The organism is Vibrio sp. ArtGut-C1 (assembly GCF_002105475.1).
GTDB lineage: Bacteria > Pseudomonadota > Gammaproteobacteria > Enterobacterales > Vibrionaceae > Vibrio > Vibrio diabolicus.
Genome location: NZ_NCTH01000001.1, coordinates 46,788 through 62,651, shown reverse-complemented (window position 1 = coordinate 62,651; position 15,864 = coordinate 46,788). Strand labels below are relative to the sequence as shown.

Annotated in this window: 12 protein-coding genes; 6 read left to right on the top strand and 6 right to left on the bottom strand. The window is 45.5% G+C overall.

The window, feature by feature from the left end; genetic code table 11:
• Positions 1 to 213: 213 nt before the first annotated feature.
• Positions 214 to 768, top strand: a complete 555-nt coding sequence (locus tag B7360_RS00270) for a GNAT family N-acetyltransferase (protein WP_085342451.1) — start codon at positions 214 to 216, stop codon at positions 766 to 768.
• A gap of 58 nt (positions 769 to 826) precedes the next feature.
• On the opposite strand, the gene B7360_RS00265 is transcribed toward B7360_RS00270, so the two are convergent.
• Positions 827 to 1,066: an RNA-binding protein gene (locus tag B7360_RS00265; protein WP_005392166.1), complete on the bottom strand. Its 240-nt coding sequence runs from the start codon at positions 1,064 to 1,066 to the stop codon at positions 827 to 829.
• A 182-nt stretch (positions 1,067 to 1,248) separates the two neighbouring features.
• On the opposite strand from B7360_RS00265, the gene B7360_RS00260 reads away from it, so the two are divergent.
• Positions 1,249 to 1,782, top strand: a complete 534-nt coding sequence (locus B7360_RS00260; RefSeq protein WP_085342450.1) for a GNAT family N-acetyltransferase — start codon at positions 1,249 to 1,251, stop codon at positions 1,780 to 1,782.
• 124 nt (positions 1,783 to 1,906) lie between these two features.
• Here the strand turns inward: B7360_RS00260 and putP are convergent, their stop codons facing one another.
• From putP to B7360_RS00240, 4 genes are all read right to left on the bottom strand, one after another.
• A complete protein-coding gene (gene putP / locus B7360_RS00255) occupies positions 1,907 to 3,400 on the bottom strand; it encodes a sodium/proline symporter PutP (protein ID WP_005392162.1) in 1,494 nt (497 codons plus the stop codon).
• A gap of 136 nt (positions 3,401 to 3,536) precedes the next feature.
• Positions 3,537 to 4,244, bottom strand: a complete 708-nt coding sequence (locus B7360_RS00250; protein ID WP_006740880.1) for a 1-pyrroline-5-carboxylate dehydrogenase — start codon at positions 4,242 to 4,244, stop codon at positions 3,537 to 3,539.
• 11 nt (positions 4,245 to 4,255) lie between these two features.
• Positions 4,256 to 7,387, bottom strand: coding sequence for a bifunctional proline dehydrogenase/L-glutamate gamma-semialdehyde dehydrogenase PutA (putA, locus tag B7360_RS00245; protein WP_085342449.1), 3,132 nt, complete (start codon positions 7,385 to 7,387; stop codon positions 4,256 to 4,258).
• 406 nt (positions 7,388 to 7,793) lie between these two features.
• A complete protein-coding gene (locus B7360_RS00240) occupies positions 7,794 to 8,606 on the bottom strand; it encodes an AraC family transcriptional regulator (protein ID WP_006740882.1) in 813 nt (270 codons plus the stop codon).
• A 975-nt stretch (positions 8,607 to 9,581) separates the two neighbouring features.
• Between B7360_RS00240 and B7360_RS00235 the strand changes: the two genes are divergently transcribed.
• Positions 9,582 to 10,301 (top strand): PAS domain-containing protein, encoded by a 720-nt coding sequence (locus B7360_RS00235; RefSeq protein WP_005392144.1) that lies wholly within the window; start codon positions 9,582 to 9,584, stop codon positions 10,299 to 10,301.
• Positions 10,302 to 10,372: 71 nt separating this feature from the next.
• Here B7360_RS00235 and pdxH read toward each other — a convergent pair whose 3' ends face one another.
• Positions 10,373 to 11,008, bottom strand: a complete 636-nt coding sequence (pdxH, locus tag B7360_RS00230; protein ID WP_005392142.1) for a pyridoxamine 5'-phosphate oxidase — start codon at positions 11,006 to 11,008, stop codon at positions 10,373 to 10,375.
• A 115-nt stretch (positions 11,009 to 11,123) separates the two neighbouring features.
• Here pdxH and B7360_RS00225 point away from each other — a divergent pair, with 115 nt between their 5' ends.
• The 3 genes from B7360_RS00225 to B7360_RS00215 all read left to right on the top strand — a co-directional run bounded on the left by B7360_RS00225 (position 11,124) and on the right by B7360_RS00215 (position 15,781).
• On the top strand, positions 11,124 to 12,998 hold the full coding sequence (locus B7360_RS00225; RefSeq protein ID WP_085342448.1) for an ATP-binding protein: 1,875 nt from the start codon (positions 11,124 to 11,126) through the stop codon (positions 12,996 to 12,998).
• Positions 12,991 to 14,217: a sigma-54 dependent transcriptional regulator gene (locus B7360_RS00220; protein WP_054866765.1), complete on the top strand. Its 1,227-nt coding sequence runs from the start codon at positions 12,991 to 12,993 to the stop codon at positions 14,215 to 14,217. The genes B7360_RS00225 and B7360_RS00220 overlap by 8 nt, the downstream gene beginning before the upstream one ends.
• 172 nt (positions 14,218 to 14,389) lie before the next feature.
• Entirely contained in the window at positions 14,390 to 15,781 is a 1,392-nt protein-coding gene (locus tag B7360_RS00215; RefSeq protein ID WP_005392136.1) for an HlyD family type I secretion periplasmic adaptor subunit, read from the top strand.
• Positions 15,782 to 15,864: the final 83 nt, after the last annotated feature.

Sequence of the window (15,864 nt, the reverse complement as noted above, 5' to 3'; positions counted from 1 at the left end):
ACGAACGCGCTTATGTGTGTAATAATACGACACATCACACATAACCAATTGTTGCTACTCGCTATTTCAATCTGCAATGATCAATTTTATGGCGTTTTAAATATGGCTTTCACTCACATTTTCGATTCAGGCATTACTTGGTTGTTTAAACACGCCTGATTTACAGTGTGAATCTGCAATTTCCACAATACTGACTCATCTCAAGGACGCACGATGACGCTTCAACCAACGCTCACGACACAAAGGCTTATTCTTCGCCCATTTCATCCGACAGACAGCGAAAAAGTCGCACGACTCGCAGGAGACAAGAGCATTGCAGATATGACCGCAAACATTCCTCATCCCTATGAAGAGCCGATGGCACAAGTTTGGATTAAGAGCCATGTTGGCGTATATCACCAACGTAGTGGGGTCATATATGCCATTACTCAACGTCAAGACGAAGCGTTAATTGGTGCTGTTAGTCTGCTAAACATCTCGGAGGGAGTCGGCACATTAGGGTATTGGCTTGGCGTCGATTATTGGGGGAATGGGTTTGCTCAAGAAGCGTCAATGGCTTTAATTCAGTTTGCCAGACCACATTTTGAGTTATCGGGCCTAAAAGCGATTCACTTGGTCGAAAACAGACAATCCCAATCAGTCATTCAAAAGTTGGGCATGACGTATATCGACAATCACATCATCAAAATGCAGGGAAAAGAACGAGAAGTCTGCGTATACCAGCAAATATTTTCGCCTCAAGTAACCGTAGCAACCTCTCAAAATTAAGGCACTAAAAAACCAGCCTCTCAGCTGGTTTTATCTTTCACCTTGAAAGGCAAAAATACTAGTCTTGTGCGACTTTCACACGAATCTTGCTCTTGTGTACTGAAGACAGGTTTAGTGCCTCCAACGCCGCAACGGCTTCGGCTTCATCCGGCATGATCACAAAACCAAACCCTTTTGATAAACCCGTTTCTTGATCAAGCACGACGGTGCAAAGCTCAACTTTGCCGTAGTTTGAGAACAGAGTACGGATGTCTTGCTCTGTCGTCTCACGAGCTAAGTTTCTTACTAGAAGTTTCATATTAAACCATTTTATGTTTATAACGCCTCAATTCTCTCAGCTTCTCCCTTACAAACCAAGTGAATAATGTTCTTGCGAAGGCTAGATGTCTCTAAGTGTTTCTGTTTAAATGATTTTTAGTGATAACGCTCTGAATCCTGCATTACGAGACGATTGGAGTATAAAAGCCTAGGAGATTCGACATGGAAACCAAACGTTTAAAGCTCATCCCAGCTTGCTTGGAACGTGCAGAAGAAGCACATCAGGCCGTTGTTCGTAGCCAAAGAACGCTTGAAGTTTACCTGCCATGGGTACCTCACGTGCTCACTTTAGAAGCGATGATTGCAGGGACAGAGAAAGCCATCGCAAACTTTGAAAACTTCGAAGAAGAATTGCGCTACTACCTAATCGACAAGGAAAGCGATCGTTTACTCGGCGCCATTGGGTTAATGATCCATGATCAAGAGATACCGGCATTTGAGATTGGCTATTGGCTTGATGATCGCGCGGTAGGCTACGGTTATATCTCTGAGGCGGTAGCGGCGATTGAAAACTATGCATTCGAAGCGTTGGACGCGAAAAGAATCGCGATTTTAGCCGATGCGAATAACCGCAAAAGTCGTGCGGTTGCTGAGCGCTGTGGGTATGAGTTTGAAGGTGAGCTACGCAATGCTCGGCGTGCGCCTTCTGGCGAGCTGAGTAACACCGTCATTTACGCCAAAGTTCGTCGTGACTGACACACTCACAAAGAATAAAGCGACGTGACAGTCTGGCCTCAAGCAATTACCGTTAACGTTTATTAAGTTCAGATAAAACAAAGCCCGCTGTATAAGCGGGCTTTGTGTTCGTAAAAGGAAGTAATTAGTCTAGTTCAACTAGTTTCTTCTCGTACGATTGATGTTGGTCTAATACGTCTTGCGCTGCACCGCCTGTCGCTTTGCTGATAACAACGATAGCAAGCGTAGAGAAGATGATGCCCGGTACGATTTCGTACACATCAAACCAACCGCCAGTTAGCTGCTTCCAAACAACGATAGTGATACCACCAACAAGGATACCTGCTAGTGCGCCGTTACGGTTCATACCGCTCCAGTAAAGGCTAAGTACAACCGCAGGACCAAATGCAGCACCGAAGCCAGCCCAAGCGTAAGAAACAAGACCAAGTACAGAACTATCTGGTGTCATTGCTAGGAATAGCGCAACAAGCGAAATCACGATAACGCCGATACGGCCAATCATTACGATTTCTTCAGAAGAGGCTTCTGGCTTGAATACTTGCTTGTAGAAATCTTCTGCAAGCGCTGAAGATGAAACAAGAAGCTGTGAGTCTGCTGTACTCATTACCGCCGCTAGAATTGCTGCTAACAACATACCCGCAACGACAGGGTGGAATACTGCGTTAACCAATAGCATGAAGATCTTCTCGCCATCTTCTAGTTGAGTGCCCGGATGACCCGTAACCCAAACCAGACCGACAAGACCAACAAGCATTGCACCAACCATAGATAGTGCAGTCCAAATCACAGCGATACGACGTGCAGTCGTTAGATCTTTGTTTGAACGAGACGCTTTAAAACGCGCTAGGATGTGTGGCTGACCAAAGTAACCAAGACCCCATGCCGCTAAAGAGATGATAGCAATCGCAGACAGTGGTTCACCTTTGGCGTCATTCCATAGCGTTGCAAGTTCTGGGTTGATGTCATGCAGATCAGAAGTTAGCTGACCTAGACCACCGTCCATTACTGCAACAGGAACAATCATTAGCGCAGCGGCCATTAGCAGACCTTGCACTAAGTCAGTCCAAGATACCGCAAGGAAACCACCGAATAGTGTGTAAGAAACGACACACACCGTACCGATGATAACAGCGTAGGTGTAATCTAGACCGAATACCGTCTCAAACAGTTTGCCCCCTGCGACCAAACCTGAGCTGGTGTAGAAAAGGAAAAATAGAAGAATGAAAAACGCAGAGATTGTCTGGATCAGTTTCGACTTATCGTTGAAGCGACGTGACAGGAACTCTGGCAACGTTAACGCGTCAGTTTGGATACTGTAGGTACGTAGGCGTTTTGCACTGATGAGCCAGTTTGCCCATGTACCAAGAAGTAGACCGCCGGCTAACCAGAAGGCCTCGATACCCGCAGCGTACGCATAGCCAGGCAAGCCTAGCAGCAACCAGCCACTCATATCTGAAGCACCTGCAGATAATGCAGCAGGCCACGGACCTAGGCTACGGCCACCTAGGAAGTAATCAGATGAATTGGAAGTCCTCTTATACGCGTAAACGCCAATAGCAACCATAATCAGTAAATACGCCACAAAAGTGGACGTGATAGCAAAGCTATTTTCTATCATTAGATAGTCCTCGTTATAATTATTTCCTTCCTTGCCTGCCCTGATATTTTACCGTCTCAGCAATACATCAGAGTATAAGAAACCAATCTGGACCGGCTCTCAGTCCAGTTACTCCAGATTGGTATCACAAGTCAGGTTAGTGAGTTTCGTTCCCCAACTCGAGTAGAGTCGCGTTACCACCCACCGCGGTAATATTTATCGTTCGAGTGCGCTCGGTAATGAAGCGCAACGAGAGATGAGGATCATGAGCCAATTTCGGTGACTCTAAATCCGTTTCAGAAACTAAGCCGACGATTGCACCGTCACGCTTAGCTAGTTGAAGATTGAGCGCATGCTCAACCTGTGAACGCCCAACATAACCCACACTACGTACATCGCTCTCAAGCAACGGGGCAGACGCATCGTACGCAACAACCTGGACTAAGTTAGATGGGAAGTTTGCCAACGCTACAGCTTGCTTAACCAGTTGGTTTAGCTCTGCATTGTCACTGCAAACGACCACACTGTTGCCTGCAATTAAGGCACAGGTGATCATCGCAAAAGCACTGTATAACGCATTATCAGCAGGCTCGATGTTGTTTTCACAAATCACCAAAGCCACACCGCGTCCTGCGGCATACAGTTCGTTAGTTTCCCCTGTAGGGCCAACTAACTGGTGAGTTTCTGCAAGAAGAGTTGATGCTTGTTGCAAGTGGTAAGAAACCACTTTGGCAACGGTAGACTGCTGCCCTTCTAATGCAGATTTAAATGCCAGAACATGCTCGCATTTGTAATCAAAATCAGTCAGATTCCACTGCTCCCACGCAGAGAATGCATCTTTAAAATAGGTGATCTGATGAACCATAATGCGACTCCTTATGCGTTTTCTGCTTGAGCAAGAAGATGTAGAGTAAAGCGGAATAGGTAGTGTGGACCACCAGCTTTCGGGCCAGTACCCGACAAGCCTTGACCACCAAACGGCTGTACGCCAACCACAGCACCAACTTGGTCTCGGTTGATGTAGCAGTTACCCACTCGAGCGTGTTTCTCAATCCAACGGTACGTGGTTTCGTTACGGCTATGGATACCCATCGTCAAGCCAAAACCCGTTTTGTTGATCTGCGCAACCACGTTCGGTAATTCAGACGCTTTAAAGCGAACAATGTGCAAGATTGGACCAAATTGTTCTTCTTTCAGCACATCGATGCCCGAGATTTCAAACGCACTTGGTGAGACAAAGTCACCATGCTGGCACGATTCGTCAAGTTGCAGCTGAGCGACTTTAGTCTGTGTTTTGCTCATTTGCTCAAGGTGAGCAAGGAGTTTTTGTTTTGCGTTGCTGTCGATAACCGGACCAACATCTGTTTTGTGTAGGTAAGGTAAACCAACATGCAGTTCATTCATCGCACCTTGAATCAGGTTGATCATACGGTCTGCAACATCTTCTTGTACAAATAGAACACGAAGGGCAGAACAACGCTGACCGGCAGATGCAAACGCTGAACGAATCACATCACGCACCACCTGCTCTGGCAATGCAGTACTGTCCACGATCATTGCGTTTTGACCACCTGTTTCCGCAATAAACGGAACCGGTTTCGCGCTGCGCTCCGCAAGCGTGACGTTAATGCGTTGCGCAGTTGCCGTTGAACCAGTGAATGCCACACCAGCAATAGCATCATGAGAAGTCAGTGCATGACCAATCTCAGCGCCGCGACCAGTAAGTAACTGAATCACACCAGCAGGGAAACCCGCATCAAGCATTAATTCAATAGCGCGAGCGGCAATTAAGCTTGTTTGCTCAGCAGGTTTTGCAACCACAGTGTTACCTGCAATCAGTGCTGCCGTTACCTGACCAAGGAAGATAGCCAGAGGGAAGTTCCAAGGGCTGATACACACAAACACACCAAGACCTTCACGGCTAGAAATGCGTTTCACACCATCGAAACCCTCTAGCTCAAATGGCTGTAGGTTTTGCGCTTGTTTCGCGTAATAACGACAGAAATCCACTGCTTCACGAACTTCATCAATACTATCGTGAATCGTCTTGCCCGCTTCTTTGTGACAAATCGCCACCAGCTCAGCTAGGTTTTCTTCCATTAAGTCAGCAAGCTTTTCTAAACAAGCCGCTTTTTGCTCAACAGGAACACCTTTCCAATCAGAGAAAGCGGTTTGCGCCGCATCAATTGCAGCGGAAACATGATCAAGTGTTGCAAATGCCACCTTGCCGACTTCAATTCGGCGATCGTACGGTGCGGTGATGATCTCAGCCGCATTTTCCTTGATCATGCTTTCGGCAAAACGCTCACCATTGATCATCGGGCCTGCAACCCACTGATTGTCCATGAAGCTTTCTACTTGCGCTTCAAATGGCTTCGCCTCACTGTCGATATCAATGTTGACGCCGTATGAGTTCTTACGCTCAGGGAAGATATCGGCAGGTAATGGGATCTTGTCGTTGTGTAGCGTGTCAAAACCCGTCAACACATCAACAGGATGATGAGTCAACTCGTAAATCGGACAACGCGCATCAACCAGACGGTGTACAAACGAGCTGTTTGCGCCATTTTCCAGCAGACGACGAACCAAGTACGGAAGAAGATCAGCATGGCTACCGACAGGAGCGTAAATACGTACTGGCTGACCATACATTTCCATTACATGGTTATACAGAGAATCACCCATACCATGTAGACGCTGGAACTCGTACTCTTTGTGCTCAGCCATAACGGCGATTGCCGTCACCGTGTGAGCATTGTGGCTTGCAAATTGCGGATAGATATTACCGCGAACACCTTCGCTAAGTAGGAAACGAGCACAAGCTAGGTACGCAACGTCCGTCGCTTCTTTGCGAGTGTATACCGGGTAATTAGCGTAACCCGCTTGTTGAGACCACTTGATTTCGCTGTCCCAGTACGCGCCTTTAACCAAACGCAGCGGAATAAGGTCACCCTGCTCTTTTGCCAATGCGTTTAGCCACACCAAGACTGGTAGAGCACGTTTTGAGTAGGCTTGAATAACCAAACCAAACTTGCCCCAACCTTTCACAAGATCGCTACGGTACACTTTCTCAAATAGCTTCAGAGAAAGCTCAAGGCGATCCGCTTCTTCTGCATCGATTGTGATTGCAACGTCGACTTCGATTGCACGTTTCAATAGCTGCATTAGTGAGTCATACAACTCTGTCATTACACGTTCTTCATTTGCGACTTCGTAGCGCGGGTGTAATGCAGAAAGCTTGATGGAAATCGAAGGCGCAGGACTGGTGTCATTGCCGTAAGTCTCTCGACCTACCGCTTCGATCGCCATTAGGTAATCTTTGAAGTACTTGTTCGCGTCCGCTGTGGTTAACGCCGCCTCACCTAACATATCAAATGAGTAGGTGAAACCTTTGTCGCGCATTGGGCGACCGTTCTTTTGCGCTTCTTCGATCGTACGACCACGAACAAACTGGTGACCCATGATCTTCATTGCCTGATACATGGCTTTACGAATCACAGGCTCAGAGAATTTATTTACCAGACGGTTTACAGCCTGACCTGGGCTCTGGGTGCCTTGCTCACCAAGACCAACCACTTTACCTGTTAGCATGAGGCCCCATGTTGATGCGTTAACAAACACAGAGTCAGAGTTTTTCAGGTGAGATTTCCAGTCTGCGACGCTCAACTTATCTTTAATCAAAGAATCTGCTGTCGCGGCATCTGGGATGCGCATTAATGCTTCTGCAAGACACATCAGCAAGATACCTTCTTGAGTATCTAAGCTGTATTCCAACAACAGAGCATCAATCATCTGGATTGACTTCTTATCGGCACGAATGGCTTCGATAAGTTGGGTCGTTTGGGTAGTGATCGCCGATTTTTCATCCTCTGTCGGCGTCGCTAGTGGCAATAGTTGCTCTAGCCATTGAGACTCGTCCACCATATACAATGGCGAGATCAGTGACCACAACTTATCAAGCGGCTGCCCGATAAATTCCGGTGTCAACACGTTCGTAGCTGTAAACATGTGTGTTCCTCAATCTCACTCCTCGAAAACCGCTTCGAGGATTATCAATGGCTGGCAGTGTATTTTGAGGCCGATAAGAATACTTGTCAAAAACTACGACATTTTTGCCAAAAACTCGCTTTTATAACAAAACATCCACATAGTCACATTCAAATAGGTAATATTTTGTGTTGTAAATTTTAATTTTTTCATTGCATTCACAACAAAATGTCAGGAATATCAATAAGATTTTTGTGAAGCGCTCGTTCTAAGAGAAAATGTAGGATCAAGTGGCATATCAGTCACACCAAAGGACAGAGAATTTAACAAAACGAGAGATAGGTCACGTGAATAAAACACAAAAAAACCATGCATATTGCATGGCTTTGTTCTGATTGCTGCTAATTTGACCTAAAAATACGCGTTGTTATCCAACTTGTTTTTTATAGCGGGATGGCGATATTCCCTGTAAGCGAGTAAAAGTATGAGTAAACGTACTCTGGCTTGAGAAACCAGTGAATTCGGCAATTTGCCCTAAAGAAAGGTGGCCTTGCTCGATTAATTCACGAGCCATGTCGATACGCTTTCCGAGAACATATTGATGAGGTGTAATCCCCATCTGCTCCTTAAACAAGCAATGGAACTGACTTTCCCCTAGAAACACTCGTCCCGCTAACTGAGCCACACTGATTTTATGGCTAAGGTGCTGCTCGATGTAGCGATCAATCGCCTCCAAATCAAAGCGTGACTCTTTTCGGCTAGTCTCAAATGCCGAGATATGGCGCTGCATTAATGCAATCACGGTGTCGTTGCACGCGCGACTTAACAGCAGGTCGTCCGGATGGTTTCGCATTTCCTGAACCAACATCTGTATCAGCTTCTGAATTTGACCGTCTAACTGAAAGTAGACATGGTCTCTTTCTAGATTATTGATTTTCTGCAGCATTTCAGGATCATCATTTGTCGGTTTTGGCATATTCAGCACCAAAATATCCGATTGATTAATGACGCCACCGAAAGCATGATCAGAGCATGCGGTTACCACACAACCTTGGCCAGGACCGACAAGATTACCTCGTCCACGCACTTCAAATTCGGCTTGTCCTTTTAAACCAATCACGATCTGTGTGTAAGAATGATCATGGCAGTCCATATAAGACGGAAGTGTGATCAGTTCTGCTGGCTTAGGCAGCATAATCTCTTGATATGGCGGGGCTTTGGGGTTATCTGAATCACTCATTTTAAACAGTCGTCTTTACACGGTCAGCTTACGTCTTGGCATCATATACCTTCCTTGTTGGGTTGCAACTTTTCCCCAACTCAATCGCACAAGATCAAAACAGCATGATCAAGTTCGTTTACATGATCATAGTTCCGGAACGATGATCATGCGAGGTTAACTTACGGTCAATGAGCAACCAATTTTATTAACAAAAACGGATAGATAGAAGCACCTTACGTATACATAACCAATAGATATAAAGATCCTTGTTACCGAACAATCCGTTATTTGGTAGAACACTGCGGTTCAAAATAGATAAATCGCCTCATAAACAGATCAAAGCCACATCTTGAAATCAACATAGAGGGATTTCCCCCCTTACTAATATGCTTCTGATTCAATACATTAGTCCTCGAGCTTTAAGATGCATACGATCTAAAGCTCTCGGTATCTCATTGATACCTCTAACTTACTTAGCAGACCCTCGCTAGGTAATTTAGAACCTCTTCTACACGTCGACAAGATTATATCTTGTGTTGCCAGCCCGTCTTCAGGCTGGCTTTTTTTTTCGCTTCTCAACAATGAAAACAATGGCATAAGCTGATATTATAGCTTTCGTCTCACTGTCCCTCTCATATGACTTAGGCGCCGTTCTCCCTCTCGATGAGTGATATGAACGCCAACTAAATTACAACTGAGTTGTAGGAAGCATGATCAAGGACGATACGAGTTGTAAGCCGAACCTCAGGCGGACATCCGTGAGCGCACATATCTGTAATGAAACAGACCATTTTCCCAATTAAATTCTTCGTTCAATTTCGTTGTTGTTTATCACTGTGTGACGAAAATATCGAACACCATGAACTTAATTGGATTGAGCGCCAATCAACGAACGTGTTCTAGCAACATGACTGCCTACTTGGCAATGTCAATATTAACAACGCAACACGGACGTCTCTGTATTGGTAAAAGCAGTATGTAGTGAGTCCTTTTGTGAATATTTCAGTCGATACCATAGAACAATCCCTCCTTAAACAGCTACCAGGTTGTTGGGGATGCAAAGATAAAGATTCGGTATTCCGCTACGTAAACCAGGAATACGCAGAACTGTTGGGACACACGTCGCCCGAGGAGTGCGTCGGTAAAACTGATTTTGAGATGGCGAGCCCAACCACTGAATGTGCACAAGAATTTCAACGCCAAGATAAACACGTTATCGAAACTGGTGAGTCACTCAAAATTCTTGATATCCACCCTTATCCAGATGGCCGATGGCGAGCCCATATCTTTACTAAAACACCGTGGCGAGATGACAATGGTAACATCGTAGGGACCATTTTCTACGGAAGAGAGCTCACCGACACCGCCGTGATTGAAGTCGGGTATTGGGTTTGTCGTGCAATCAGCACCAACCCTAATCAGCAATCCATCTTTCGTTTCTCTGATTTACAACCAAAACCAGAGAAGCTCACATGTCGCGAGCAAGAAACGCTTTTCCTCTTGCTCTACGGCAAGAAGCCACAATTCATCTCTCAGGTCATGGGCATATCAACAAAAACCGTTGAAGGTCACGTCGCACGCTTACGTAATAAGTTTGCAGCGAACAGCAAGAACGAACTAATAGATAAAGCCATGGAAGCAGGCTACGGCTCTGTTGTACCCAAAACGCTGCTTAAGCATCAATTATCGGTAGTGTTGAATGGAGAGCGATAATTCGCGCCACTTTCTACCTACAAAAACACCGCCCAAGTGGCGGTGTTTGTTTATTCATGAGGCAAGAGAGTTTATGGCGCTAGACGGTCAATATCCCAACTTCCATCATGTTGGGAGAAAAGAAAGCGATCATGAAGACGGTGTTCACCACCCTGCCAAAACTCAATGCTCTGTGGTTTTACGCGAAAGCCACCCCAGAAGGTTGGAACCGGTATTTCACCCTTCGCAAATTTCTGTTTTAGCTCTAAAAACTTACCTTCTAATACACCTCGAGCAGAAATACGGCTACTTTGCTTGCTCGCGATTGCGGCTAATTGGCTCTCTTTTGGACGAGAAGTAAAGTATTTCATATTTTCTACGGCGGTGAGCTTTTCCGCCACACCTGTAATATGAACCTGGCGCTCTAACGGATGCCAAGGGAAGTGCAAACTAATATTGCTGTTATGCTCAAGCTGCTGGGCCTTGCGACTGCCTAGATTGGTGTAAAATACAAAGCCATTTTTGTCGACGTTTTTTAATAGAACAATGCGTTGAAACGGCATGCCATTTTCATCAACCGTTGCAACTGTCATCGCAGTCGGGTCCGTTAAACCCGCTTCAACTGCTTGCTCTAGCCACAGATTAAATTGATCAATAGGATCAGCTTTCAAATCTTTACGACGTAGCCCACCTTTGGTGTACTCACGACGAATATCAGCAAGTTCCATCTTTACTCCTTCACTCGTTTTTGTCGATTGTGCTCCCGATACTGAGGAAATACAAGGACATCATTGTGCTTGTTATCGTTGCCGCTCACAGCATCACAGTGTGTCATTTGATACCATGACACAAAAAACCAGTGAGCTGATCGTGAACTTACTCAACCCTAAAGCCCTACGCCATTTTCTACTGCTGCTGTATGCCGTTGGCATTTCAGGGCTTGCGCTTACTCATCATTACGCAACTCAATACCAACATGATCAGTGGCAACAAAAGCTAGAGAGGCAAGCGGCGCAAGTGTCGCAAGAAGTCGACTACGAGCTGGCAAAGTTTGAACAGATACCAAACCTATTAAGTCACGATCCGAGATTACTCAAAGCAGTAGAACGCGGATCGCCCTCTCACGAGCTCAACCTATTGTTAGCAGATTGGTTGAAACAAAGTTTGGCCGATACGATTTACGTTCATGACCGCACAGGGTTAGTCATTGCCTCAAGTAACTTTCAGCAAGAAGATACGTTTGTTGGTTCCAGCTTTAGCTATCGTCCCTATTTTAAAAATGCGCGACGCGGTGAACCCGCTCAATATGTCGGGTTAGGCGTTCGTTCAAATAAACGTGGGTACTTCTTCTCATCTCCGCTTTGGGTAAATGATGAGGTCGTTGGCGTGATCACGGTAAAAGTGAATTTGGAGCAGTTAGAACAGCGTCTTTCGCAAACCACGACGGACGTACTCATCACGGATAAACACAATGTCGTGTTTATGAGCAATTTGCCTAACTGGCGCTATCGTGCACTTTTCCCGCTGTCACCAAGTGCGATAAACGAGCTTACCGAAACGCGTCAGTATGGCGATACCTTACCAGAGTATTTTGGTGAGCTTACCGCGCAAAGTGGCGTCACCGAGTTTGCTGATAATCAATTGCTCCTCTCACCCAATTACCTCGCATACGCGACACATGTATTGGATAAAGGATTTCGCGTCGTTGCCTTGATAAACCACAACACCGTCCTTGCCGCCGTTTTACAGGCTGATATCGTCTTCCTGATTCTATATGCGCTCATTGCGCTGATTGCGTTGGCGTGGTTCCAAACACTCGTGAACAAGGCACGCCTAACCGACCTTAATGTGAGCCTAGAAGAAAAAGTGGTGCAACGGACACTAGTGCTGAGTGAAGCCAACCAAAAGCTACAACAGACCATCCGCCAATATGAGCAAAGCCAACAAGAGCTTAAACAAACACAACAAGAACTGACTCAAGCCGCGAAATTGGCATTGTTGGGAGAACTTTCTGCCAGTATTAATCATGAGATAAATCAGCCACTTTCCGCACTAAGAACCTATACCGAAAACTCGCAGCGTTTGTTGGCAATGGAAAAATACCCAATGGTCGCCGACAACTTGGGCAAAATGCTGACACTCAATGACACCATTTCGGAAGTGATCGCTCGCTTAAAAGTCTTTACTCGGAAAGCCACGCACGATTCACACAATGAAATCGCGGTACTGCACGACGCAGTACATACTGCCACCAGCATTTTGAGCAACAAACTCATTAAACAAGGGGTGACATTAAAAGTCCCAGCCATCGATTATAATGTGAAGCTAGCAATTCACAGCGTTGAGTTAGAGCAAGTTCTGATCAATCTCTTCCACAACGCTGCACAAGCGATGGAAAACTACTGCATTGATCCGCAAATATCTATTGCCGTTCAGTGTCATGATGACAGCTGTGACATTCTTGTTTCCGACAACGGGCCCGGCATGTCGGACGAAGCCCTAGCAAAAGTCTTTGACCCATTTTTTACGACTAAGCCAGAGGGCTTAGGATTAGGTTTGACCATCTCCAAACGCATTTTAGAAAGCTATCACGGTTCACTCAGTGCTTATAAACATCAGAACACGGAACAACAAGCAGGAGGCATGACCTTTATCGTGACACTGCCAATCGCTATCCAAAACCAACGCAACCCAGAAGTGGAAAACAACCATGAATAATCCCGTTTTCTTTGTTGATGATGAACCACATATTCGTGATGCCGTCGCTCAAGCACTGCTTATTGAAGGGATAGACGTCACCTGCTTACCAAACGCCGTGGAAGCCTTACGCGTTATCGACCCAAATACGCCAGCGATCATCATCACCGATATCCATATGCCCGTGATGGATGGATTGGAGTTCATGCGAACGTTGCGAAGTAAAAACGATCACTTTCAATTTATCGTACTTACCGGACATGGAGATGTGAAAACCGCGGTAGATGCGATGAAAAGCGGCGCGTACGACTTTCTCGAAAAGCCTTTTTCAACGGAACAACTTATGAAGTCGCTCAATAACGCTGGTGATAAGTTGAATCTATTGCAGGAAAACATCTGGCTTAAAAAAGAGCTCGACATGCAAACTCACGTTGGTCCGAAAATGATTGGTCACAGTAAAGCCATGGTGAGCATTCGTCGCGCTTTGATCAGCGCACCAACGAACCAGCCGCTCATTTTTGTTGGTCAAGATGGCACAGGTCGCCGGCTCGCCGCGCAATTTGCCCACGACATACATGCAACGCCAGACAGCGAGTTAATCGCCGCTTCTGGTGAGGATCTCTATGAGCTTTCATTAGAAGCCCTCGATAAAGCCATACATCGCTTGATTGAAGGAAAAAGCCATTGCAGCTTGTACTTACATAGTGCTGAGCATGTCTCATATGAACAATGGCAATGCTTATTTAACCACCCGAAACTTGAGCGTGTTTTTGGTGCGACAACCCAAGTTGATCCGTCTATCAAAGCCCTGGCTACTCTAATTCACTTGCCGACACTCGATGAAAGAAAAGAAGACATTGGGCCTTTATATAAGCACTTTGTACGCCACGCAGCGAGCCGTTATCAGCTTCAACCGCCACACATTAGCTTAGAAGAAGTCAAACATCTGACCGATTTAGAATGGCCAGAAAATATTAAGCAGCTACGCCAATTTGCAGAACTTCGCGCGCTCAAGCCAGATACCTTCCGAATGGAAGATTGGAACAGTGAAAAAAGTATCGAAATTCAGAGTATGACTCAGCGCACAGAATACTTTGAATATTGCTTATTATTCGATGCACTACAAAGACACCGAGGCAGACTCAAAGAGGTTCAACTAGAATTACAGGTATCACGCAAAACCTTGTACGACAAACTAAAAAAACATCAGTTGGATAAAACCAAGTTCAAGGCGCAATAGCCATACTCTGACGATATCTTCACTTTTCTTTTGCTAGAGAAGCATTGAAAACGCTCATTCGGAGAGAGAATGGTCTTCGTCTCATATTTTTATTCGCCGAGCATACTGACATGATCGGTTAATAATAATAAGATCAAAAAGATAATCAGCATTTATATAAGCAGGGACTGTGATGAGCCGAGATAACTACAACAAACTCAACAATGAAGAGTTGGATTTTGTTGACGACAAAACTGCAGCATTGCTCCTCAACACCCCCAACAGCGCACGTTTGATGCTCTGGGTGATGGTGTTGTTTTTTATTGCTGCAATAGGCTGGGCATCTTGGGCTGAAATCGACCAGGTCACTGTTGGTCAGGGAAAAGTCATTCCCTCTTCACAGATTCAAGTTGTACAAAACTTAGAAGGTGGCTTAGTCAAAGAAATTTTAGTCAAAGAAGGTCAGTTGGTTGAAAAAGGTCAGCAGTTACTTCTTATCGATGACACTCGCTTTCGCTCTGATTTTCGTGAGCGTGAACAACAAGTTGCCAACCTAACTGCGTCTGTGCTGCAACTCTCAGCTTCGATCAACAGTGTTGCCGTGAATCGTGATTTTGAAACGGAAAACTGGCGCCAAAGCGTAGTACTCGATTATGGCAAACTGACCTTTCCGCCAACTTTAGAAGAAACTCAGCCGAAACTCACTCAGCGCCAGAAAGCAGAGTACCGCGAAGATTTAGACAATTTACGCAACCAACTTTCGGTGATTGACCAACAAGTTCAGCAAAAGCAGCAGGACTTAGTAGAGATTGAAGCGCGAGTAAGGAACTTACGTCAAAGCTATCAATATGCAAAGAAAGAATTAGACATCACCAAACCGTTGGCTGATGAAGGTGTTGTACCTCGTATTGAATTACTCAAATTACAACGCCAAGTCAACGACACCCGCCGCGAAATGACTTCCAGTGAGCTCAAAATCCCGGTACTAAAGTCAGCAATTCGAGAATCCATGCTTAATCGCATCGATGTTGCGCTCAAATTCCGCTCTGAACAGCAAGAGAAACTCAATAGCGCCCAAGACCAGTTATCTGCCTTGGTTGAATCAGCAGTGGGTTTAGAAGATAGAGTTAATCGAACCGTTGTGAACTCGCCAGTAACAGGCAAAATCAAAACGCTGAACATCAACACCGTTGGGGGTGTTATCCAGCCAGGCATGGATATCGTCGAAATTGTACCAACTGAAGATACGTTATTAGTAGAAGCGAAAATTGCGCCCAAAGACATTGCATTTTTGCGCCCGGACCTACACGCCATCGTGAAGTTTACGGCTTACGACTTCACTAAGTACGGCGGCTTAGAGGGTGAATTGGAGCACATCAGCGCAGATACAACCCAAGATGAAGAGGGAAATAGCTTTTACATCGTTCGTGTCCGCACCGATAAAACGAATTTTGGTCAAGATGCAGATTTACCAATCATTCCAGGAATGACGGCATCGGTCGATATCATCACAGGGAAGCGAACCGTTTTGGAATATCTACTTAAACCGATTTTAAGTGCCAAAACGAACGCCTTGAAGGAGTAAATCACACCAAGGTACTCACAACGGCGAGTATTGAGCGATAAGTGATTAAATAAAAAGCACTTGTTTCTCACTGACGAACCCTT